This is a genomic window from Pseudomonas sp. MF06569 (genome assembly GCF_059862735.1).
Genome location: NZ_JCBCUZ010000013.1, coordinates 81,165 through 102,224, shown reverse-complemented (window position 1 = coordinate 102,224; position 21,060 = coordinate 81,165). Strand labels below are relative to the sequence as shown.

Below are 21,060 nucleotides of genomic sequence, written 5' to 3'. Positions count from 1 at the left end.
AAAAGAAGGCGCTTGTACCAGTGGACTCTTCATTTGAATGACCAAGGGTGAGTATTAATGTTCAAAGTGCCGAAAGAAGCACATTGCAGGCATTTGCTTGTGACTCTGCGCACACCTTGGGTTCGCCAGCGGCATGGCCCTATAATCGGCGCACTTTGTTTGTGGAGCTCGTTATGCCGAATTTACGCCTGGCCGACCTCACTGCCGAAATCGAAGCCAACGTGCGTCGTGCGTTAGCCGAAGACATTGGCAGCGGCGATATCACTGCACGGCTGATCCCGGCCGAACGCTTGGCCAAAGCCACGATTATCACCCGTGAAACAGCGGTCATCAGCGGTACCGCCTGGGTCGACACTGTCTTTCGCCAGCTTGACCCCCGGGTTGCCGTGCATTGGCAAGTCGCCGATGGCGAGCGTGTGAGCCCCAACCAAGTGCTGTTCCACCTTGAAGGCCCTGCCCGCTCACTGCTCAGCGGTGAACGCAGTGCACTGAACTTTCTGCAATTGCTGTCGGGCGTTGCTACCCACGCGCAATACCTGGCCGATCAAGTGGCCGACACCCAGGTCAAGTTGCTGGACACCCGCAAAACCCTGCCGGGCCTGCGTCTGGCGCAAAAATACGCAGTGACCTGCGGCGGTTGCCACAATCACCGTATCGGTCTGTACGACGCATTTTTGATCAAGGAAAACCATATCGCTGCTTGCGGCGGCATTGCCCAGGCCATCAGCGCTGCGCACAAAATCGCACCGGGCAAGCCGGTAGAGATAGAAGTCGAAAGCCTGGAGGAACTCAAGGAGGCTCTGGCAGCAGGCGCTGACATCATCATGCTCGACGAATTGAGCATGGACGATATGCGTGAAGCGGTGCGCCTGAACGCGGGTAAAGCCAAACTGGAAGCCAGCGGCGGCATCAACGAGACAACCTTGCGCCCGATTGCCGAAACTGGCGTGGACTACATCTCGATTGGTGCCATGACCAAGGATGTCAAGGCAGTGGATTTGTCGATGCGCTTGAGCCTCTGAACAGCCCTGCTCCCACAGGTTGTTGCTGGTTGATCAAGACAGCGCAAAGCCCTGGCACTTCAGTTCATGCGCCAGTAGCCATTGCTTGGCCGCCAGCCCACCGGCGAAGCCGGTCAGTGTTCCGTTGCTGCCAATCACGCGATGGCACGGGATGATGATCGGAATCGGATTACGCCCATTCGCGGCCCCCACCGCCCGAGACGCCTTGGGCCGATCGATTTGCTGCGATAGCTGCCCGTAACTAGTGGTCACCGCGTAGGGAATGGTGGTCAGCGCTTGCCATACCGACTGCTGGAACTCAGTGCCCAGGGGCTTGAGCAGCAAGTCGAATGTCAGGCGCTCACCCGCAAAGTACTCTTCCAATTGACGTCGGACTTCAGCGAGTTTGCCGGGCGAATGCACCCAACCGTCCAACGGCGTATGCGGCCGGCGCTCCAGCTCGAAACGCACTTCTCGCAGCCCTTCATCATCGGCGACCAAAAACAGCGGGCCAATGGGTGATGGCATGTGTTCGTAGTACACAGTTTTCATGTTCATACCTTTCGTGCAGACGCCGAGTCGGTGGCTGCGCGCCATAAATACATCACTGAATAGGCCCGCCACGGGCGCCAGCTTTCGGCCAGTGCCTGCAGCGCACTGGTACTTAACGCACTGCCGCCGGGGTTGGCTTCGCGGCGCAGAATCAAGTCTGCAGCCGGAAACGCATCGGGGTGTTTGAGCACGCGCATGGCGATGTAGTGGGCGGTCCATTCACCAATGCCGGGCAGTTGCACCCAGCGGCTGATAAAGCGCTCTAACGGTTGCTCCACCGCAAAATCGACGCGGCCATCGATAAGCGCACCCGCAATCCCCTTGATCGTATTGATACGTGCCTGGGTAATGCCCAGTTGCCCAAGGTCGGCATCTACCAATTGCTGCGGTCCCGGAAACAGACGATCCAGGCCAGAACCGGCACCCGCTTCAATGGCAATTCCGTAGCGCTGCACGATACGACTGGCAAGGGTTCGCGCAGCGGCCACACTGACTTGCTGCCCCAGCACGGCCCGTACGGCCACTTCAAATCCGTCCCAGCCACCGGGCAATCGCAGGTCCGGATACCGTTCGATAACCGGCGCCAGCAGCGGGCTGAGGCTTAACGTGCGGGCGATGGCGAGGGGGTCGGCATCCAGGTCGAACATCCGTCGAATCCGGGTGACCACGCCCAGCATCTGGCTTGGCGCCACGTTGTGCAGTTCCAGTTGCAGCGCATGCTGCTCCCCCGGCCATGGGCTGATCCGCAGCCAGCCTGGCGCATCCGCCGTGCCAAAGACCCGCTGGTAACTGTGCCCGTCGACTCGCTCAATACCGGGCAAGGCCCGACTCTGTAAAAAACCCAGCAAGGCTATGAATTCATAAGGCGGGCGATAACCCAGTCGCAGTACCAGGGCCTTGTCCGCACGAGCCTTTGGGCTGCGCCTGAAGGCCCTGGGCTCGGCATGATTGGCCTCGGCAAAGGCCGCATTGAAACGGCGCAGACTGCCAAAGCCGGAAGCCATGGCCACTTCGGTGATCGACAGGTCGGTTTCGGTCAACAATTGCTTGGCAAATAACAGGCGCTGAGTGGAATGCACCGCCATCGGTGGCGCCCCCAAGTGCTGAACAAACAAGCGACGCAATTGCCTGCTCCCCATGTTCATGCGTTCCGCCAGCGCCTCCAGCGAATGATCCGCCAGATAACCTTCATTAATGAGCTTGAGCGCTCGCGCCACCAGATGCTCCCCCTGCAACCAAAGCTGATTGCCCGGCGCCAGCTCCGGCCGACAGCGCAGGCAAGGGCGAAAGCCCTGAGCTTGAGCCGCTGCGGCGCTGGGGTAATACACCACATTTTGCGCTTTGGGGGCTCGTGCCGGGCACACGGGGCGGCAGTAGATCCGGGTACTGAGCACCGCCGTAAAAAACACCCCGTCAAAACGCGCATCGCGGCTCAAGCGAGCGATTTCGCAGGCGGCGATACTGGGCGTGGACAGGCAGTTATCTGAGTTCATAAGCCGCACAATAGCACCGCAACTTTACCGGTTCTCGCCATTTTCGGACGTCAATGTGGGCCGTTGGTCAAACCGGTCTTGGTCCGCGATTGCACAGCACAATGCCCGCCAAACTGACCGGGCTACACCTGCGGTGCCCGTTAAATGGGCACCGCAGGAAAGCTCACACAACGCGTTTTACTGACAGGCACCGCTGGCCAGGCAGGTGTCGTTTTGTGTCCAGGTCAGGGTAGCGCCTGAACCGCTCAACGTCGGGACCAGCACGCTGACCCAACCACCGGCGGCCTGAGTGCCGGCCATGGTAATCACGCCATCTATCACCGTCATGCCCGCAGCCAGGTTGTCTGTGGCTTCGGCCGGGGCAGGAATGCCGTTGGTGCCAGCATCGCAAACCGCCAGGTCATTGCTCTGGCTGAAGCACAGGGCAACGGCTGTCTTGTAGGTGTTGCCGATTGCGTTCACCTCGGCAAAACGGGTCTTCATGACGTGGTCGTTGTAAGCCGGAAATGCAAACGAAGCGATCAGGCCAATAATCGCAACAACGATCATCAGCTCGATCAGGGTGAAGCCTTTTTGTTGTTTCACGCGGAGTCTCCGAAGAAGTGGCGCCAATCAGCGCCGTAGCAATGCTGTGCAGCCAAAAAAGTGCGCACAGGCTATCAAGGTTAGTGGGCCGATGCTCCACAACTGCATCACTGACACCTTTGGACACGCTCAAGGAGGCGGGCCCAGGCTCAGCGCATCTAGTCTTTGGACTCACAACACAGCAGGACGCTCAGCGTTCCAGGGATGGATGCATGGCAACACAGGCCATTAAGAACAAGCGCTACCTATGGGAAGGCTCTGACCTGAAGGGGTCTGTGATCAGCGGTCAAATCACGGCCGACAGCCACGCCATGATCCGGGCCCGTCTCAGTCGCCAAGGTATTACCGTTAGTAAAATCCGGCGCCATGCAAACAGTGAGTCCCCTTCAGGAAAATCCGTTACAGCGCTGGATATCACTCTGTTCACGCGCCAGCTGGCCACCCTGATCAGCGCTGGCATCCCGCTGCTTCAGGCACTGGACGTGATTGCCAAGGGGTTTGAACAACGGGCAATGCGCCAGCAGGTCATCGAGCTTAAGCAGGACATCGGCGCAGGGACCAGCCTGACGGCTGCGCTGCGCAAAAAGCCGGCCTGTTTTGACCCTCTGTTCTGCAGCCTGGTTGAAGCAGGCGAGCAAGCCGGGGCCCTGGACGTGCTACTGCGTCGCGTCGCCACCCACAAGGAAAAAACAGAAGCGCTGAAAAAGAAACTCAAGAAAGCCATGACCTATCCTGTCGCCGTACTGCTGGTGGCGCTGGCGGTGTGCAGCATTTTGTTGATTGAAGTGGTCCCGCAATTTCAGGGGGTGTTCCACTCATTCGACGCACAACTTCCCGCGTTCACCTTGTGGGTGATCGCTCTCTCGCAAACGCTACAAGTCTACGGTCTGTGGTTGCTGGGCATTCTAGGCGTTACCCTTGCGGGCTTGCGGCATCGCTACAAAAACTCTATTGCATTGCGCCAGCGCGTTGATGCATGGCTGTTAAAACTGCCCGTCATGGGCAACTTGCTGCATTTGACGGCAATGGCCCGGTTTTCCCGCACGCTGTCGACCACCCTGACTGCCGGTGTGCCGCTGCTTGAAGCGCTGAATTCGGTGGCCAGCGCCACTGGCAACAGCCAGTACAAAGAGGCCGTACTGCGCGTCAGGCAACAGGTGGCGACAGGCAGCCAGATCCATGTGGCCATGAGCGCAGCCGGAGTCTTTCCGGGCATGGCTGTGCAGATGACCGCCATTGGCGAAGAATCCGGCACACTGGACAACATGCTTGACCACGTAGCCGCCTATTATGAAGGCGAAGTCGACACCCTGGTCGATAACCTGACAACGTTGATGGAGCCGGTAATCATGGTGGTACTTGGAGTCATGGTTGGCGGGCTGGTCATCGCCATGTACCTGCCCATTTTCAACCTGGGTCGAGTGATCTGAGCATGATGGATTTTTTGACCACTGAACCCGACGCGTTCATCGCCTGCACCCTGATCCTGGGGTTGCTGGTGGGCAGTTTTATCAATGTGCTGGTGTGGCGTTTGCCAAAGATGCTTGCACAGGACTGGCAGTCCCAGGCCCGCGAACTGCTGGATCTGCCAGCGCCCGCCGAGGGCCCTGTGTATAACTTGATGTTGCCCCGCTCCCATTGCCCCGCATGCCAGCATTCACTGCGGGCCTGGGAGAACATTCCGCTGCTGAGCTACCTGGTGTTGCGGGGTAAGTGCTCGAGCTGCAAAACGGCTATCAGCCTGCGCTATCCATTGACTGAGCTGTGTTGCGCGATCCTGTCGGCGTTTGTTGCCTGGCATTACGGTTTTGGCGTGCAAGCGGGTTGCATGCTCCTGCTAACGTGGGGGCTGCTCGCCATTTGCCTGATTGATATCGACCATCAGATCGTACCCGACTCTCTGGTGCTTCCCCTGCTGTGGCTGGGGTTGTTGCTGAACAGTTTTTCCACGTTCACGACTCTGGAGCAGGCCGTATGGGGCGCGGCATTGGGCTACGCAAGCCTGTGGTCGGTGTTCTGGGTATTCAAGCTGATCACAGGCAAGGAAGGCATGGGCTATGGCGACTTCAAGTTGTTGGCCATGCTTGGCGCCTGGGGCGGGTTTACGGTTCTGCCCTTGACCATCCTGTTGTCCTCGCTACTGGGGGCGCTGGTGGGGTTGAGTCTATTGGCCATGCGCCGGGCCAATACCTCGACCCCCATCCCCTTTGCGCCGTATCTGGCAATTGCCGGCTGGATTGCATTGCTCTGGGGTGGTCAAATAACTGGCTTCTATTGGCAGATTTCGGTTTGACACGATGACTCCACCTTCCAAACCCTGGATTCTCGGGCTGACCGGCGGTATCGGTAGCGGCAAAAGTGCCGCCGCCGAACATTTTGCCGCGCTGGGCGTACACGTGGTGGACGCCGATCATGCTGCACGCTGGGTTGTCGAGCCGGGGCGCCCGGCGCTGGCCACAATCGCAGAGCATTTTGGCGATGAGGTGCTGCAAGCCGATGGGCAGCTCAATCGAGGCGCGCTACGCAACCTCATCTTTTCCGACCCTGAGCAACGTCGCTGGCTTGAGGCGCTGCTACATCCGCTGATTCGTGAAGAGATCGCGAACAACCTGGCGCAGGCACAATCGCCCTACGCCATTTTGGTCTCGCCGCTGCTCATCGAGTCAGGGCAATACACCACAACCCAGCGCGTGCTGGTGATCGACGCGCCCCAAGCCGTGCAGATACAACGCACGTTATTGCGCGACAACACCACCGAGCAGCAGGTGCAAGCCATTCTCAAGGCTCAGGCCAGTCGCGAAGATCGCCTTCGCCACGCTGACGATGTGCTGGTCAATGACAACGATCTGAAGGCGTTGCAGACTGAGGTCGAACGCCTGCATAACTTTTATCTAACTTTGCGTGGAGGCCAACCATGACCAAACCTATGACCATAGACTGCCCGACGTGTGGCACAGCCGTGCAATGGGATACCACCAACGCTTTCCGCCCCTTTTGCTCGGACCGCTGCAAGCTGATTGACCTGGGTGCCTGGGCATCCGAAGAACACAAGATTCCGGTGAGCCCGGATGCTGAAGATGATCTGTTCTCAGAGGACCTGAGCGAACGCCTGCACTAAACACGTGGGAGCGGGCTTGCTCGCGATTCAGGCAAATCGGCCTGTCAGGTAAACCTCAGCGATACCATCGCGGGCAAAACCGGCTCCCACAGGGCAAGGCAATTTATTCGGGGCCATCATCCTTGCCCGGCGCCGCCAGGTAGCGGGTACGGTTGAAGGTCTCAAGCCATTCAGGGCAGAACACCATCAGTGCCGTGACCAGCATCCCGTTGATAAACGCCTCGGGAAAGATGATCAGCCACAGATAGCCGACAAAGTCCTCCAGCCAGAACGGCATGACGAATAACCCGTCCATCCACAACACCCCCAGCACCGCCCCTACGCACAGCAACGCCGCCAATGCTGCGGCAAAAAAACCCGAGCAGAAGATATAGACAAAGGGATTACGCGGCTGCGCCCGCTCGACAATGCGCGCACACCCTTCGGTCACGGCGATTGGCAACAGAATCAGCAACACGCCATTGACACCCATGGCGGCCAGATCCTGACGACCCAACAACACTAGCCCGGCTTGCGCCAGAAGCGCACCGACCACCGCCAGCGGCCAGTCGAGCAGCAACGTGACCACCGTCAAGCCAATAAAGTGATACGACACCCCGACTTCGAAGTCGCGCCGTACCAGCCACAGTAAAAACAGCCCGAATACCGTGCCAAACAACAGGTGCTGGCGACGCGTGTCGCTAAACAGCTCAACCCAGGGGGCGCGCCAGATGGCCCACAGTACAACGGGAACAAAGATCAGCCAGCCGATCACCATCGTTGGCGTGGATAACACCTGGGTACTTATCATCTGCCTTGCCCTGCCTGTTCAAAACACACCGCTCAACCCTCCCTGTTGAATGCGCCTGAGTCTACACCCGGACTTTCAGTAACACCTGTTTCAAGGCTAAGCTGCGTTCATGGACGACTCAGACTATCTACGCTTGCTCACCATCCAGGCCGAGCAAGCCAATGCCTTTTTATCCAATGCCCGCAAATGGGAGCGTGAGCGTTGGGTTTGCCAGCGCCTGCTGCAAGGGTTGAACATTCCCTATCACAACGAAGACTTCATCCAGGCGAGCCAGGAGCCCCCGGACGTGCTGTTTGGTGATGCGCGCTTTGAAGTGTTCTTTGTGCTCGATGAAGGCCGGCGCCTGAACGATGAATGGCGCGAAGAGCTCCAGCGTCGCCGCAGCGCCTACTCCCTGAGCCAGCTGGTACGTCGCGAAGCGCGACCCAAGCGGATTCCGGCGAGCAAGCTGTTGCAGCGCCTGGGCCCTACCCTGCACAAAAAAGCCAACAACTACCAAGAGCGCGATATCGACCTGGGCCAGCTGGACATCATTGCGTTTTCCAGCCTCAAGCGCGAAGTCCTGGACCTCAACAGCCACTTCCCGCCTCCGACTGAATATTTGCGCCAGGGCTGGCGGTCGCTGTCACTGGTAGGGCCGACCTTTGCCCGCGTACTGTTTGCACAACCGGATGCGCCGGACTTTCTACGCAACAACCTGGGGCGCAGCATTATTTTCGATGTCGGTATCAGCCTGTGAGCCCTCTGCAGGAGCTGATTGCTGACGTCCCGCAAACCGGTCGAGTGCGCTGGATCGGGGTGCGCCCCGAGTCACGCGCCGACATGCTTGAGCTGGACGCCGTAGAAGCCCGTCGCGAAGCCGGACTGACTGGCGATCATGCCCGGCCCGGCGCCCGTAATGCCCGACAAGTGACGCTGATTCAGTGGGAGCACATCGCCGTCATCAACTCCCTGCTGGGGCGATCCGGGGAGCATCCGGTCCTGGCCCAGGATTTACGACGCAATCTGGTGATCAGCGGAATCAACCTGTTCAGCCTCAAAGGCCGACGTTTCAAGATTGGCCAGGCCATTTTTGAAACCACTGGCTGGTGCCAGCCGTGTGCGCGACTGGAGCAACGCCTGGGTCGGGGCACGTTCCAGGCAGTACGTGGCCACGGCGGAATCACGGCCCGGGTGATCGAAAGCGGGATCATTCGTCTGGAGGACGAACTGCGGGTCGAGCCATTGGGACCTGACGGCTATGCTTCTTTTCATCCCGGTTGATCAATGCTGTAGCTTTTACACTTCCTGCAACGTCTATTTGACGAGGCCAAAAAAATGCCCAGCCGCCTGAACCCAGATGATCTGAAGCATGTCGAAGAGTACCTGCAACTGCCACAACATCAGGTTGAGCGCCGGCCTTTCAGGCCCTGGCTGCTCCTTGCAATCGTGGTGATAGTGGTGATCGGCATGGGCCTTTTGAGCCGCCTCCTGAGTTACCTGGCGCTATGAGCTGCGTTGCGCTCGCCCGGGTAGGTTCAGGCACAGAATTCTTTTCAAGCCTTGTGAGTGATACCCATGACCCATCGTATTGTTATCGTCGGCGGCGGCGCCGGCGGCCTGGAGTTGGCGACCCGCCTGGGCAAGACTCTGGGCAAGCGCGGCAAGGCCAGCGTCACGCTGGTCGATGCCAACCTGACCCACATCTGGAAACCGCTGTTGCATGAAGTCGCTGCCGGTTCACTGAACTCATCTGAAGACGAACTCAACTACGTCGCTCAAGCCAAATGGAATCACTTCCAATTTCAGCTGGGCCGTATGAGCGGGCTGGATCGTGAGCTGAAAAAGATCTCATTGTCGGCAACCCTCGACGAAAACGGTCAGGAGCTGGTGCCTGCTCGCGACCTGAGTTACGACACGCTGGTGATTGCCGTTGGCAGCACTACCAATGATTTCGGCACCAAGGGTGCGGCCGAACATTGCCTGTTCCTGGACACCCGCAAGCAGGCCGAGCGCTTTCATCAGCAATTGCTCAATCACTACCTGCGCGCTCACGCCGGGCAAGGTGACGTACTCGAGCAGATCAGCGTCGCCATTGTCGGCGCGGGCGCGACCGGGGTTGAACTGGCTGCCGAATTGCACAATGCCGCACACGAACTGGCGGCTTATGGCCTGGATCGCATCAAGCCTGAAAACATGCATATCACCCTGATCGAAGCCGGCCCACGGGTATTGCCGGCACTGCCGGATCGTATTGGCGGGCCTGTGCATAAAACCCTGGAAAAACTCGGCGTGACCGTCCTGACCAACTCTGCGGTGAGCGAAGTCACCGCCGAAAGCCTGATTACCAAGGACGGCCAGGTGATTCCTGCAAGCCTCAAGGTATGGGCTGCCGGGATTCGTGCACCGGGCTTTTTGCAGGAAATCGCAGGCCTGGAAACCAACCGCATCAATCAATTGGTGGTGCGCCCTACCCTGCAAACCACCCGCGATGACAATATTTTTGCTTTTGGTGATTGCGCGGCCTGCCCGCAGCCGGGCACCGACAAAATGGTTCCGCCTCGCGCCCAGGCGGCTCACCAGCAAGCCTCGCTGCTGGCCAAGTCGCTGAAACTGCGGATTGAAGGCACCTCGCAACTGCCGGACTACAAGTACCGCGATTATGGCTCGCTGATTTCACTGTCGAGTTTTTCGGCTGTGGGTAACTTGATGGGCAGCCTGATGGGCACTGTCATGCTGGAAGGCTGGTTGGCGCGGATGTTTTATATCTCGCTGTATCGCATGCACCAAATGGCGCTTTACGGCACCTTCCGGACCTTGATGCTGATGCTGGGCAGCAGGATCGGACGCGGCACCGAGCCGCGCCTGAAATTGCACTGACAAACACTCTAAACCCTGTGGGAGCCGGGCTTGCCCGCGATGGCGCCGGTACTTTAGACGCCTGAATCGCGAGCAAGCCCGCTCCCACACAGGTTGATGGTGTGGCTTTAATCAGCGCCCTGCGTGGTTTCCTGCCTCGGCTTCACGGCCTTTAAAGCCGTGGGGCTGATGCTCTTCGAAGAATTTAATATCCCGTACAAAGTCGGCCAGCAACAGTTTGGCCATGTCGATCGACATCCCCTGCTTCACCAGAATCCGCTGCACAACCACGTTTTCTACATTGGCAGGCAAGCTGTACGCGGGCACCAGCCAGCCACGTATGCGCAGGCGATCCGCCAGGTCATACAGGGAGTAGGTGGTTTTCGCCCCCGGCTTTAAACGCCAGGTCAGCGCCGGAATCCCCAGTTGCGGATCACCGTTAAAAAGCATCTCGAACGGCCCGATCTTGACCAGCTCTCGCGCCAGAAACTGCGCCGTTTCGTAGCACGCCGAATGAATACGCTCATACCCCTCACGCCCCAGGCGCAAGAAGTTGTAGTACTGGGCAATGATCTGCCCGGCTGGACGCGAAAAGTTCAGGGCGAAAGTCGGCATGTCGCCGCCCAAGTAGTTCACGTGGAAGATCAGGCCTTCAGGCAACTCCTTGGCATCGCGCCAAACCACCCATCCCGCGCCTATCGGTGCCAGGCCGAACTTGTGGCCGGAGGTGCTGATGGATTTGACCCGCGGCACACGGAAGTCCCACAGAATATCCGGCGCGCAGAACGGCGCCAGCATGGCGCCACTTGCACCATCGACGTGAAGATCGACACTCAGGCCGGTGCTTTTTTCCAGATCGTCCAGGGCATCGGACAGCGGTTTTACGGTTTCATACAGACCGGTAAATGTCTGCCCGAAGGTCGGCACCACCACGATGGTGTTTTCATCGACCCGCTCCAGCATGTCCTCTGGCGTCATGAACCAATGCCCTTCCGACATCGGCACTTCACGAATTTCTATGTCCCAGTAACGGGCAAATTTGTGCCAACAGACTTGCACCGGACCGCACACCATATTCGGAGTGGACGCAGGCTTGCCAGCCGCTTTGCGCACCGCACGCCAGCGCCACAACGCAGCCAGGCCACTGAGCATGCAGGCCTCACTGGAACCCACGGTGGAAGTACCGAGGGTGGTGGCCGCCGCCGGGGAATGCCATAGGTCCGCCAGCATATGGATGCAACGATTTTCCAGCTCCGCCGATTGCGGGTACTCGTCCTTGTCGATCATGTTCTTGTCGATCGACAGATCCATCAGCTTGTGGACTTCATCCTCTTCCCATGTCTGGCAGAAGGTGGCGAGGTTCTGGCGGGCGTTGCCATCCAGGTACAGCTCATCGTGGACTAACTGATAAACCTCTCGTGGCGACTGCTCCGCCTCCGGGAAGCCCTTGGTCGCAGCGGCGTGAGCCAGTTCTGAAGAACCAAAAACGGGATCGGTGCCCGAGTTGTGCTTGATGCGGTGCAGCGCCATGAGAACTCTCCTTGAGTAATGAACGTTAACCGGGCCAGTCATATTCACTCTGACTCAGCCTTCGCCAAGGCAGCATAGACAAGCATTTTGAGTCTGCTGTCCGATTTCCGACCACCGTGAGTTTTCCGATCTATAGTTTCGTTTCTTGAAAGTTCTCACGGAGCGAGCACGATGAAGCAAAGACCCACGACCGCAGACAGCACGGTAAAACAGGCGCTGGAGCAGGCATTGCAACGGTATTCAGGTAATCAGCACGGCAAGAATGCCAGCTACATTCCTTACTTGGCCTCAGTGCCCTCCCACCTGTTCGGCATCAGCATCATGTTCTGTGATGGCACCCATGCCGAGGTAGGCGACACGGATTACGCCTTCGCCATCGAGTCGATTTCCAAAGTATTTACCCTCGCCCATGTGCTCGATCAGGTCGGGCCTCAGTCCTTGCGCAGCAAGATCGGCTGCGACCCGACCGGAGAGCCATTCAACTCGGTGGTTGCCCTGGAGCTGCATAAGGGCCGACCGCTCAACCCCTTTGTGAACGCAGGCGCGATGGCCACAGTCAGCCTGATTGAGGCCGATTCTGCGCAAACTCGCTGGGCTCAGATACAGGCGACCTACAACGCTTTTGCCGGACGCGAACTGACGGTAAACGACGAGGTTTACCAATCCGAAGCCAGCAGCAACCAGCACAATCGCGGCATTGCCTGGCTGCTGCAAAGTTACGGGTATATGTACGCCGACCCCATGCAAGTGTGCGACGTATACACCCGCCAATGCTCGGTAGCGATTACCTGTCATGACCTGGTGACCATGGGCGCGAGCCTGGCCAACGGCGGCGTCAACCCGATAACTGGCAAACAGGTAGTGGCAGCCAAACACGTGGCACCCATCCTCTCCGAGATGACCTTGAATGGTCTGTATGACACCACTGGCGACTGGTATTACAAGGTCGGTCTACCGGGTAAAAGCGGGGTCGGTGGCGGGATTCTCGCGGTGGTTCCTGGCGTATGCGCCATCGCAGCCTTTGCTCCGCCACTGGATGTGGCAGGCAATAGCGTTCGCGGCCAGCTGGCCGCCGAATACCTCAGCCGCACGCTCAACCTGAGCTTGCTGCACTAATCACGCAAAATGAGGAAGGCGTTCATGACTACCGCCAGCAAAACCAAAACTTACATGTCATGGCTCACCATCTGTTTCATGATGGTTGCCGCGGTTGCCAGTATCCGTTCACTGCCCAGCATGGCCGTGTATGGCCTGGGCTCGGTTTTTCTCTACATCATTCCGGCACTGCTGTTTTTCATCCCCGTATCGCTGGTTGCTTCTGAGCTGGGAACCGGCTGGAACGGCGGGATTTATGGCTGGGTCAGACAAGCCTACGGCGATCGGCCAGGCTTTTTCATCATGTGGTTCATGTGGGTCCAAGTGGTTGTCTGGTACCCGATCGTGCTTGGATTTGGCGCCAGTACCATGGCGTATCTGATCAACCCGGAACTGGCCAAAAGCGGGGTATTCACGGCCTCCGTCATTATTGTCCTGTATTGGTTATCGACATTTGTCGCCCTCAATGGCCTGACGACACTGTCAAAACTGACGTCTTGGTTCATGCTGCTGGGCACCGCATTGCCTGCCGCATTGCTGGTTCTGCTCGGCGTAGCCTGGCTGGTACTGGGGCATAAATCCGCAACGCCGCTCACCTGGGATGCATTGATTCCGGCCATTTTCGATACACATTCCACGGTCAGAACCGGCTCACACAATCTGCACCCGGATTTATGGCGAGAATTTACCGGCGCCATCACTGGCCTGGTTCTGATTGTGAGTAACTTCCTGGCGTTTGCGGGTATCGAAATGAACGCCATTCACGCCCGCGAGTTGCGTAACCCGCAAAAAGAAATGCCTCGGGCGATTCTTTTGGCCTTCTTTATGATCTTGCTGGTGTTTATCCCACCGACCGTGGCTATTTCACTGGTGGTTCCTGCTGACTCGACCAGCCTCACGGCAGGTGTTATCCAGGCTTATGCCGCCTTCTTTGCGGGCTTCAACATGCCGTGGGCAACACCGATCATGGCTATCTTGCTGATTATCGGAGCACTGGGCGGGGTCCTGGCCTGGACTGCCGGACCGTCCACCGGCCTGCTGTTCGTGGGCAAGGCCGGGATGCTCCCACCCGTGATGCAGAAAGTGAACAGCAAGGGCGTGCAGAAAAACATCCTGTACCTGCAGGCCGTTATCGTCACGCTGCTCTCGACTATCTATATCTTTCTCGACAACGTATCGGATGCGTTCTGGATGATCAGTGCGATGGCGGCGCTGATGTACCTGATCATTTACGTATTTATGTTTATGGCGGCCATGAAACTGCGCAAGACACAGCCCAACGTAAAACGTGGCTATGTGCTCAAAGGGCTGCATGGCTGGTGTTTCCTGGGGCTGTTCTCGACCTGCGTGGCGCTGATTTTCGGCTTTATTCCGCCCAATAATTTCAGCAGCATGCCGTTTTTCGAGTATGCGGGGATTCTGTTGCTCGGACTGGTCGTGGCCGGGGTGCCGCCGTTTATCTTCTATGCGTTGCGCAAACCGTCATGGCAGATGGTGCCCAAGGCCGAATCTGATCAATATTCTGCAGCCTTGCAGGATCTTCAGGACGCGGACAACAAGGCTGCTACCGCAAGCGCAAGTGCAAGCACGCCTCCTGCATCCGCAGCACCTGCAACCTGAGGAAGGTTTTCTACAGGCATAAAAAAAGCGTCCCGAAGGACGCTTTTTTTATGGTCGCTGATGCGATTGGCATCAGTACCTTATTTTCTACACCCATTACTGCTGGGCAGAAAATGGTCGGGGTAAGGGGATTCGAACTCCTGACATCCTGCTCCCAAAGCAGGCGCGCTACCGGACTGCGCTATACCCCGGTAAAAAAAGGCACCTTCTAGAGGCGCCTTCTGCGATCAGTGCTTTTGGCCTCTGATCTTAAGATCTAGCCCCAGTGAACTGGAGCCAAAAATGGTGGGTCGTGTGGGATTCGAACCTACGACCAATTGGTTAAAAGCCAACTGCTCTACCAACTGAGCTAACGACCCAAAAATGGTCGGGGTAAGGGGATTCGAACTCCTGACATCCTGCTCCCAAAGCAGGCGCGCTACCGGACTGCGCTATACCCCGGCTTGAAAATGGCTCCACGACCTGGACTCGAACCAGGGACCCAATGATTAACAGTCATTTGCTCTACCAACTGAGCTATCGCGGAACTACATATTTCAATCTACAACGTTGTTGCTGTACTGCTTTGCAACACTCTTCGAGTTCTTCGCATCTCTGCGTTGGCGTCTCTGAGGTCGGCTATTCTACAAGCTTTAAAACCCTTGTCAACCCTTATTTTTCGTTAGAAGACAATTACTTAGCTCTTCTAGCGGGCTTCCTGGTTTGGGCCAAGTTGCCGTTGCGGGTGACTTACTGCGGGGCGCATCTTACAAGCGTTTTCCTTACAGATCAACACCCTAAGTAAAAAAAGGCCTCGCAATGCGAGGCCTCCCTTAAAGTACTGCTTTCAAGCCTTATACGAAGACGATTTCGTCGTCCTTCACGCTGGCTGTCACAGTAGTGCCCGGCAAGAACTGACCCGAAAGAATCAGCTGTGCCAGAGGGTTCTCGATCCAGCGCTGGATTGCACGTTTCAGAGGGCGTGCGCCATACACAGGGTCGTAACCTACCGCAATCAGCTTATCCAGAGCCTCCTGATTCAACTCAAGGCTCAGGTCGCGCTCGGCCAGACGACCACGCAGACGACCCAACTGGATATCAGCGATGCCGGCAATCTGATCACGAGCCAGAGGCTCGAAGATCACCACTTCGTCGATCCGGTTTACAAACTCAGGACGGAAGTGGGTACTTACCGCATCCATCACCGCAGCACGTTGTGCTTCACGATCGCCTACCAGTTCCTGGATCTGTGCAGAGCCCAGGTTGGAAGTCATCACGATCACCGTATTGCGGAAGTCTACGGTGCGACCATGACTGTCAGTCAGACGACCGTCTTCAAGCACTTGCAGCAACACGTTGAACACGTCCGGATGAGCCTTCTCGACTTCGTCCAGCAGGATCACCGAGTAAGGCTTGCGCCGTACGGCTTCGGTCAAGTAACCGCCTTCTTCGTAACCCACATAGCCTGGTGGTGCACCAATCAGTCGAGCCACGGAATGTTTCTCCATGAACTCCGACATGTCGATCCGCACCATTGCCTCTTCTGTATCAAAGAGGAACTCGGCCAGCGCCTTGCACAACTCGGTTTTACCCACACCGGTCGGGCCAAGGAACATGAACGAGCCGCTTGGGCGGTTCGGGTCACTCAAGCCTGCACGGGAACGGCGTACCGCGTTGGACACCGCCACAACGGCCTCGTCCTGACCAATCACACGTTCATGCAGCAAGCTTTCCATCTTCATCAGCTTGTCGCGTTCGCCTTCGAGCATCTTGGAGACAGGGATACCCGTCCACTTCGAGACCACTTCAGCGATTTCCTCTTCGGTCACTTTGCTGCGCAGCAACTGGTTTTCAGTTTTGCTGCTGTGCTCGTCGACCATCTGCAGACTGCGCTCCAGATCGGGAATGATCCCGTACTGCAACTCAGCCATGCGGTTGAGGTTGCCGCTGCGCCGTGCCACTTCAAGCTCCTGGCGCGCTTGCTCGATCTTCTGCTGGATCTGGGCAGAGCCCTGCACTTCGGCTTTTTCCGAGGTCCAGATTTCTTCCAGGTCCGAATACTCGCGCTCGTGACGCTCGATTTCTTCCTGCAATTTCTCGAGGCGTTTTTTGGCCGCCTCGTCTTCTTCTTTCTTCAGCGCCTGGGCTTCAACCTTGAGCTGAATCAAGCGACGCTCCAGACGGTCCAGTACCTCAGGCTTGGAGTCGATCTCCATGCGGATACGGCTGGCCGCCTCATCCATCAGGTCAATGGCCTTGTCAGGCAACTGACGATCCGTGATGTAGCGATGGCTGAGCTTGACCGCGGCAATGATTGCGCCGTCGGTAATCGCCACTTTGTGGTGAACCTCATAACGCTCTTTCAGGCCACGCAGGATCGCAATGGTGTCTTCTTCGCTCGGTTCGTCCACCAGAACTTTCTGGAAGCGACGCTCAAGCGCTGCGTCCTTCTCGATGTATTGACGGTACTCGTTGAGCGTGGTGGCACCTACACAGTGCAACTCACCACGGGCCAACGCAGGCTTGAGCATGTTGCCCGCGTCCATTGCACCCTCGCCCTTGCCGGCACCGACCATCACGTGCAGCTCGTCAATAAACAGAATGACCTGGCCTTCCTGTTTGGACAGCTCGTTCAGTACCGCTTTGAGGCGTTCTTCGAACTCACCGCGGAACTTGGCACCGGCAATCAGCGCACCGATATCCAGGGACAGCAGGCGTTTGCCTTTGAGGCCATCAGGCACTTCGCCGTTGATGATTCGTTGTGCCAGCCCCTCGGCAATCGCGGTTTTACCTACACCAGGCTCACCGATCAGTACCGGGTTATTTTTGGTACGGCGCTGCAGGACCTGAATGGTGCGACGAATTTCATCGTCACGACCGATGACCGGGTCGAGCTTGCCGTCTTCGGCACGCTTGGTCAGGTCGACGGTGTACTTGTCCAGTGCCTGACGCGACTCTTCAACGTTCGGGTCATTGACCGCTTCGCCGCCACGCAGGTTGTTGATGGCGTTTTCCAGGGCCTTTTTGGTCACGCCCTGACCCAGCAACAATTTGCCCAGCTTGCTGTTGTCGTCCATCGCAGCCAGCAACACCATTTCACTGGTGATGTACTGATCGCCTTTTTGTTGCGCCAGACGGTCAGCCTGATTCAACAGACGCGCCAGATCCTGCGACATATTCACGTCGCCAGTAGGGTTCTGGATTTTTGGCAGCTGATCGAGCTCTTTAGTCAGCTCTTTGCGCAGGCTGTTTACATCAAAACCGACTTGCATCAGCAATGGCTTGATCGAGCCGCCCTGCTGTTCCAGCAATGCCTGCATCAAGTGCGCAGGCTCTATGGCCGGATGATCAAGGCCAACGGCCAAGGATTGAGCATCGGACAAGGCCAACTGCAACTTGCTAGTTAATCTATCTATACGCATTCGTCACCTTCCTTATGAGCAGGCCGGAGGGATGGAAACTCCTGAATGAAGAAACCTGCCAGATACCATAGTAGATGCGGGCGATTACGGGAGTTTCAAGCCGTAGAGAAATGACGCAGGTCAGCTAGACGGTCTTTTCGATCCAGACCAGAGAGGCGAAGCGGCCAGTTTTGGGACTGCGCCGATAGGAGAAAAAGCGCGGGTCGGTCACGGTACAAAAACCGCCACCGTATACAGCAGAGATGCCGAAGCGAGCCAAACGCAAACGGGCCAGCTCGTAGATGTCGGCCATGTAGCGACCGTCATTGACGCTGGGCACAAAGGCGGCCTCGGCATGGGGCATGTCTTTCACAAAGACTTCCCGCACCTCTGCCCCCACCTCAAATGCCTTGGGGCCAATGGCCGGCCCGAGCCACACAAGAATCTCCTGCGGCTCAACATTGAGGCTTTGTGCCGCCGCTTCAAGCACGCCTGCCGCCAACCCGCGCCAACCGGCATGGGCGGCCGCAACGCGAGTACCGGCACGATCGCAAAACAGCGCAGGCAGGCAGTCCGCCGTCATCGCCGTACAGGCAATACCGGGCGTTGCCGTCCAGCTCGCGTCGGCCTCGACAATCAGATCGGGGTTTGCAGGTGCGACCACAACCCCGTGAACCTGGCTAAGCCAAGCGGGCTGTACGTCAAAAATATGGGTAAGGCGCTGGCGGTTATGCGCAACTGCGACAGGGTCGTCGCCCACATGATCGCCCAGGTTGAAGCTGTCGAACGGCGCCAGACTGGCGCCGCCCGCGCGGGTAGTCACACAGGCCCTGATGCCCGCCGGCGCTGGCCAGTCAGGAATCAGGAAGGTGTTCACCCGACGAATGCCTCACGGTCTTGCTTGAGCAACGTCAACAACCAGACAAAGTCGTCCGGCAGTGGCGATTCCCAACTCATGCGCTTACCGGTCGTCGGATGATCCAGCTCCAGGAAACGGGCATGGAGCGCCTGACGCGGGAAGGTTTTGAGCGATTCAACCATCGTCACACTGGCCGACGGCGGAATGCGGAAACGACCGCCGTAGGCAGGATCTCCGACCAACGGGAAGTTGATGTGGGACATATGCACCCGAATCTGGTGCGTACGCCCGGTTTCCAGCTTGACCCGTACATGGGTGTGGGAACGGAAACGCTCAAGCACACGGTAATGACTGACCGCCTGCTTGCCACCTTCCATTACCGCCATGCGCTGGCGCTGCTGGCCGTGACGGCCGATGGGCGCATCGATCTTGCCCCCGGCAGTAACGACACCAATAACAATGCACTCATAGATCCGGCTGACACTGCGGCTCTGCAACTGAGTAACCAGCTGCGTCTGCGCCTGAATGGTCTTGGCGACCACCATCAGACCCGTGGTGTCCTTGTCCAGGCGATGCACGATCCCCGCACGCGGCACATTGATAATGTCCGGTACGTGATGCAGCAAGGCATTGAGCAAAGTACCACTGGCATGCCCTGCAGCCGGGTGCACCACCAGGCCCGCAGGCTTGTTGATGACCAGGATGTCATCGTCTTCGTAGACGATATCCAGGGGGATGTCTTCAGCGATCCACTCACCCTGTGCTTCCTGCTCTGCAGTCAGCTCCAGGATGCAACCGCCGTGAACAATGTCACGGGGGCGTATGACGGCTCCGTCCACAGTAAGGCGGCCGTCTTTGATCCAGGCGGAAAGGCGCGAGCGCGAGTGCTCAGCGAATAATTGTGCGGCGACTTGATCGAGGCGTTGGCCACCCAGTTCGGACGGCACCTCTTCGCGAAGTTGAATTTTCTCGGACATGCTCATCAGGACCGCGCCAAGCCTTTGGTTTCGGCTGCGCGCTTGTGGTTAAATACGGCGTCTTTTGCCCCGAGGCTTTTCACGGGGCGCTCATCATAACAGGACGGACCCGCCCAAGACAGCGGCCGTCATAGGGACGCAAGCCGCCATGCAAGTGAGACACCTGCTGCTGATCGCCATCCTCGCACTGACTGCCGCTTGCTCGTCGACTAAAGAAGTAGTTGACGAAAACCTCAGCGAAGTCGAGCTGTACCAGCAGGCACAGGCCGACCTGGACAACCACAGCTATACCAGTGCTACCGCCAAACTCAAGGCCCTGGAGTCACGCTACCCGTTCGGGCGCTACGCCGATCAGGCCCAGCTTGAACTGATTTATGCCTACTACAAGAACTCTGAGCCCGAAGCTGCCAAGTCTGCTGCCGAACGCTTTATCCGCCTGCATCCACAGCACCCCAACGTTGATTATGCCTATTACCTTAAAGGCCTGACCTCGTTTGACCAGGATGTGGGCCTGCTGGCGCGCTTCCTGCCGCTGGACATGACCAAACGCGATCCTGGCGCTGCGCGCGACTCCTACAATGAGTTCGCACAGCTCACCAGCCGCTTCCCGAACAGCCGTTACGCACCTGATGCCAAGCAGCGCATGATTTACCTGCGCAACCTTCTGGCAGCGTATGAAATCCACGTAGCTGATTACTACCTGACTCGTCAGGCTTATGTAGCTTCAGCCAACCGTGGTCGCTACGTGGTCGAAAACTTCCAGGAAACCCCTTCGGTCGGTGACGGCCTGGCGGTGATGGTCGAGTCCTACCAGCGTATGCACCTTGACCAACTGGCCAGCACCAGCCTTGAAGTGCTCAAAGACAACTACCCTGATCACCCAAGCCTGGTTGACGGTCAGTTTGTGCCGCAGACTTCCGAGTCGGACAGCCGCTCCTGGCTGAGCAAGGCAACCTTGGGCCTGATCGAGTCCAGCACACCGCTGCCACCGGGTGAAACCCGTGCAAACATGGACATCCAGAAGCAATATCAGGACGCCAAGGATGCAATTCCGGCCGAACTGAAGCCTAAAGATGCCGATGGTGAAGTAATACCAGAGCCTGAAGCGGAAGGTAAAAGCCGCTCGTGGTTCAGCTACATGACCCTTGGCCTGTTCGACTGATTGTTCGGTGCCAAAAAAAAGAGCCCTTCGGGGCTCTTTTTTTATGTTCGATTTGGCGCT

General features: G+C 57.7%; 20 protein-coding genes and 4 tRNA genes. 12 read left to right on the top strand and 12 right to left on the bottom strand.

Annotated elements, in window-relative coordinates; all coding sequences use genetic code 11:
- Nucleotides 1–173 precede the first annotated feature (173 nt).
- Complete coding sequence (gene nadC / locus AC19YQ_RS14245) at nucleotides 174–1,022, top strand: carboxylating nicotinate-nucleotide diphosphorylase (protein WP_133078565.1); 849 nt, start codon at nucleotides 174–176, stop codon at nucleotides 1,020–1,022.
- 33 nt (nucleotides 1,023–1,055) lie between these two features.
- On the opposite strand, the gene AC19YQ_RS14240 is transcribed toward nadC, so the two are convergent.
- The 3 genes from AC19YQ_RS14240 to AC19YQ_RS14230 all read right to left on the bottom strand — a co-directional run bounded on the left by AC19YQ_RS14240 (nucleotide 1,056) and on the right by AC19YQ_RS14230 (nucleotide 3,631).
- Nucleotides 1,056–1,553 carry a methylated-DNA--[protein]-cysteine S-methyltransferase gene (locus AC19YQ_RS14240; RefSeq protein ID WP_339473460.1) on the bottom strand — a complete coding sequence of 166 codons (498 nt, stop codon included), beginning with the start codon at nucleotides 1,551–1,553 and terminating at the stop codon, nucleotides 1,056–1,058.
- Nucleotides 1,554–1,555: 2 nt separating this feature from the next.
- Nucleotides 1,556–3,046, bottom strand: a complete 1,491-nt coding sequence (locus AC19YQ_RS14235; protein ID WP_500595365.1) for an AlkA N-terminal domain-containing protein — start codon at nucleotides 3,044–3,046, stop codon at nucleotides 1,556–1,558.
- A gap of 177 nt (nucleotides 3,047–3,223) precedes the next feature.
- Nucleotides 3,224–3,631, bottom strand: coding sequence for a pilin (locus tag AC19YQ_RS14230; protein WP_500595364.1), 408 nt, complete (start codon nucleotides 3,629–3,631; stop codon nucleotides 3,224–3,226).
- Nucleotides 3,632–3,843: 212 nt separating this feature from the next.
- Between AC19YQ_RS14230 and AC19YQ_RS14225 the strand changes: the two genes are divergently transcribed.
- The 4 genes from AC19YQ_RS14225 to yacG are packed head-to-tail and all read left to right on the top strand — an operon-like array spanning nucleotide 3,844 to nucleotide 6,749.
- Nucleotides 3,844–5,061 carry a type II secretion system F family protein gene (locus AC19YQ_RS14225; protein ID WP_500595363.1) on the top strand — a complete coding sequence of 406 codons (1,218 nt, stop codon included), beginning with the start codon at nucleotides 3,844–3,846 and terminating at the stop codon, nucleotides 5,059–5,061.
- A complete protein-coding gene (locus AC19YQ_RS14220; protein WP_500595376.1) occupies nucleotides 5,058–5,924 on the top strand; it encodes a prepilin peptidase in 867 nt (288 codons plus the stop codon). Before AC19YQ_RS14225 ends, AC19YQ_RS14220 begins: the two co-directional genes overlap by 4 nt.
- A 4-nt stretch (nucleotides 5,925–5,928) precedes the next feature.
- Nucleotides 5,929–6,549: a dephospho-CoA kinase gene (gene coaE, locus AC19YQ_RS14215; protein ID WP_326398515.1), complete on the top strand. Its 621-nt coding sequence runs from the start codon at nucleotides 5,929–5,931 to the stop codon at nucleotides 6,547–6,549.
- The gene (gene yacG, locus AC19YQ_RS14210; RefSeq protein ID WP_016779444.1) at nucleotides 6,546–6,749 is read left to right on the top strand and encodes a DNA gyrase inhibitor YacG; all 204 of its coding nucleotides are present in this window, start codon (nucleotides 6,546–6,548) and stop codon (nucleotides 6,747–6,749) included. The genes coaE and yacG overlap by 4 nt, the downstream gene beginning before the upstream one ends.
- 103 nt (nucleotides 6,750–6,852) lie before the next feature.
- On the opposite strand, the gene AC19YQ_RS14205 is transcribed toward yacG, so the two are convergent.
- Nucleotides 6,853–7,539, bottom strand: a complete 687-nt coding sequence (locus AC19YQ_RS14205; protein WP_500595362.1) for an energy-coupling factor ABC transporter permease — start codon at nucleotides 7,537–7,539, stop codon at nucleotides 6,853–6,855.
- 109 nt (nucleotides 7,540–7,648) lie between these two features.
- On the opposite strand from AC19YQ_RS14205, the gene AC19YQ_RS14200 reads away from it, so the two are divergent.
- From AC19YQ_RS14200 to AC19YQ_RS14185, 4 genes are all read left to right on the top strand, one after another.
- Complete coding sequence (locus AC19YQ_RS14200) at nucleotides 7,649–8,278, top strand: DUF1780 domain-containing protein (RefSeq protein WP_133078573.1); 630 nt, start codon at nucleotides 7,649–7,651, stop codon at nucleotides 8,276–8,278.
- Entirely contained in the window at nucleotides 8,275–8,802 is a 528-nt protein-coding gene (locus tag AC19YQ_RS14195; protein WP_338649151.1) for an MOSC domain-containing protein, read from the top strand. Before AC19YQ_RS14200 ends, AC19YQ_RS14195 begins: the two co-directional genes overlap by 4 nt.
- Nucleotides 8,803–8,856: 54 nt before the next feature.
- Complete coding sequence (locus AC19YQ_RS14190) at nucleotides 8,857–9,030, top strand: DUF3094 family protein (RefSeq protein WP_338649150.1); 174 nt, start codon at nucleotides 8,857–8,859, stop codon at nucleotides 9,028–9,030.
- A 66-nt stretch (nucleotides 9,031–9,096) separates the two neighbouring features.
- Nucleotides 9,097–10,398 carry an NAD(P)/FAD-dependent oxidoreductase gene (locus AC19YQ_RS14185; protein WP_133078576.1) on the top strand — a complete coding sequence of 434 codons (1,302 nt, stop codon included), beginning with the start codon at nucleotides 9,097–9,099 and terminating at the stop codon, nucleotides 10,396–10,398.
- 111 nt (nucleotides 10,399–10,509) lie between these two features.
- Here AC19YQ_RS14185 and gad read toward each other — a convergent pair whose 3' ends face one another.
- Nucleotides 10,510–11,907 carry a glutamate decarboxylase gene (gene gad / locus AC19YQ_RS14180; RefSeq protein WP_133078577.1) on the bottom strand — a complete coding sequence of 466 codons (1,398 nt, stop codon included), beginning with the start codon at nucleotides 11,905–11,907 and terminating at the stop codon, nucleotides 10,510–10,512.
- A 171-nt stretch (nucleotides 11,908–12,078) separates the two neighbouring features.
- Between gad and glsA the strand changes: the two genes are divergently transcribed.
- Nucleotides 12,079–13,023 carry a glutaminase A gene (glsA, locus tag AC19YQ_RS14175; RefSeq protein WP_500595361.1) on the top strand — a complete coding sequence of 315 codons (945 nt, stop codon included), beginning with the start codon at nucleotides 12,079–12,081 and terminating at the stop codon, nucleotides 13,021–13,023.
- A gap of 24 nt (nucleotides 13,024–13,047) precedes the next feature.
- Nucleotides 13,048–14,622 carry an amino acid permease gene (locus tag AC19YQ_RS14170; protein WP_133078579.1) on the top strand — a complete coding sequence of 525 codons (1,575 nt, stop codon included), beginning with the start codon at nucleotides 13,048–13,050 and terminating at the stop codon, nucleotides 14,620–14,622.
- 114 nt (nucleotides 14,623–14,736) lie between these two features.
- Here AC19YQ_RS14170 and AC19YQ_RS14165 read toward each other — a convergent pair.
- From AC19YQ_RS14165 to rluD, 7 genes are all read right to left on the bottom strand, one after another.
- Nucleotides 14,737–14,813 (bottom strand) — tRNA-Pro (locus tag AC19YQ_RS14165).
- A gap of 92 nt (nucleotides 14,814–14,905) precedes the next feature.
- Nucleotides 14,906–14,981 (bottom strand) — tRNA-Lys (locus AC19YQ_RS14160).
- A 5-nt stretch (nucleotides 14,982–14,986) separates the two neighbouring features.
- Nucleotides 14,987–15,063, bottom strand: a tRNA-Pro gene (locus AC19YQ_RS14155).
- A 9-nt stretch (nucleotides 15,064–15,072) separates the two neighbouring features.
- Nucleotides 15,073–15,148, bottom strand: a tRNA-Asn gene (locus AC19YQ_RS14150).
- A 307-nt stretch (nucleotides 15,149–15,455) separates the two neighbouring features.
- Nucleotides 15,456–18,023, bottom strand: coding sequence for an ATP-dependent chaperone ClpB (gene clpB / locus AC19YQ_RS14145; protein ID WP_133078580.1), 2,568 nt, complete (start codon nucleotides 18,021–18,023; stop codon nucleotides 15,456–15,458).
- A 124-nt stretch (nucleotides 18,024–18,147) separates the two neighbouring features.
- The gene (gene pgeF, locus AC19YQ_RS14140) at nucleotides 18,148–18,879 is read right to left on the bottom strand and encodes a peptidoglycan editing factor PgeF (protein WP_500595360.1); all 732 of its coding nucleotides are present in this window, start codon (nucleotides 18,877–18,879) and stop codon (nucleotides 18,148–18,150) included.
- Nucleotides 18,876–19,838 (bottom strand): 23S rRNA pseudouridine(1911/1915/1917) synthase RluD, encoded by a 963-nt coding sequence (gene rluD / locus AC19YQ_RS14135; RefSeq protein WP_019823983.1) that lies wholly within the window; start codon nucleotides 19,836–19,838, stop codon nucleotides 18,876–18,878. Before rluD ends, pgeF begins: the two co-directional genes overlap by 4 nt.
- 148 nt (nucleotides 19,839–19,986) lie before the next feature.
- Here rluD and AC19YQ_RS14130 point away from each other — a divergent pair, with 148 nt between their 5' ends.
- A complete protein-coding gene (locus AC19YQ_RS14130; protein WP_500595359.1) occupies nucleotides 19,987–21,000 on the top strand; it encodes an outer membrane protein assembly factor BamD in 1,014 nt (337 codons plus the stop codon).
- The last annotated feature ends 60 nt before the right edge of the window (nucleotides 21,001–21,060 follow it).

Bases quoted from the DNA above. Each gene is read 5' to 3' on its own strand.
- gad (WP_133078577.1), bottom strand. From the start codon at position 11,907: ATGGCGCTGCACCGCATCAAGCACAACTCGGGCACCGATCCCGTTTTT.
- rluD (WP_019823983.1), bottom strand. From the start codon at position 19,838: ATGTCCGAGAAAATTCAACTTCGCGAAGAGGTGCCGTCCGAACTGGGT.
- AC19YQ_RS14235 (WP_500595365.1), bottom strand. From the start codon at position 3,046: ATGAACTCAGATAACTGCCTGTCCACGCCCAGTATCGCCGCCTGCGAA.
- AC19YQ_RS14170 (WP_133078579.1), top strand. From the start codon at position 13,048: ATGACTACCGCCAGCAAAACCAAAACTTACATGTCATGGCTCACCATC.
- AC19YQ_RS14190 (WP_338649150.1), top strand. From the start codon at position 8,857: ATGCCCAGCCGCCTGAACCCAGATGATCTGAAGCATGTCGAAGAGTAC.
- AC19YQ_RS14205 (WP_500595362.1), bottom strand. From the start codon at position 7,539: ATGATAAGTACCCAGGTGTTATCCACGCCAACGATGGTGATCGGCTGG.
- coaE (WP_326398515.1), top strand. From the start codon at position 5,929: ATGACTCCACCTTCCAAACCCTGGATTCTCGGGCTGACCGGCGGTATC.
- AC19YQ_RS14240 (WP_339473460.1), bottom strand. From the start codon at position 1,553: ATGAAAACTGTGTACTACGAACACATGCCATCACCCATTGGCCCGCTG.
- AC19YQ_RS14185 (WP_133078576.1), top strand. From the start codon at position 9,097: ATGACCCATCGTATTGTTATCGTCGGCGGCGGCGCCGGCGGCCTGGAG.
- yacG (WP_016779444.1), top strand. From the start codon at position 6,546: ATGACCAAACCTATGACCATAGACTGCCCGACGTGTGGCACAGCCGTG.
- nadC (WP_133078565.1), top strand. From the start codon at position 174: ATGCCGAATTTACGCCTGGCCGACCTCACTGCCGAAATCGAAGCCAAC.
- AC19YQ_RS14225 (WP_500595363.1), top strand. From the start codon at position 3,844: ATGGCAACACAGGCCATTAAGAACAAGCGCTACCTATGGGAAGGCTCT.
- AC19YQ_RS14200 (WP_133078573.1), top strand. From the start codon at position 7,649: ATGGACGACTCAGACTATCTACGCTTGCTCACCATCCAGGCCGAGCAA.
- clpB (WP_133078580.1), bottom strand. From the start codon at position 18,023: ATGCGTATAGATAGATTAACTAGCAAGTTGCAGTTGGCCTTGTCCGAT.
- AC19YQ_RS14130 (WP_500595359.1), top strand. From the start codon at position 19,987: ATGCAAGTGAGACACCTGCTGCTGATCGCCATCCTCGCACTGACTGCC.
- glsA (WP_500595361.1), top strand. From the start codon at position 12,079: ATGAAGCAAAGACCCACGACCGCAGACAGCACGGTAAAACAGGCGCTG.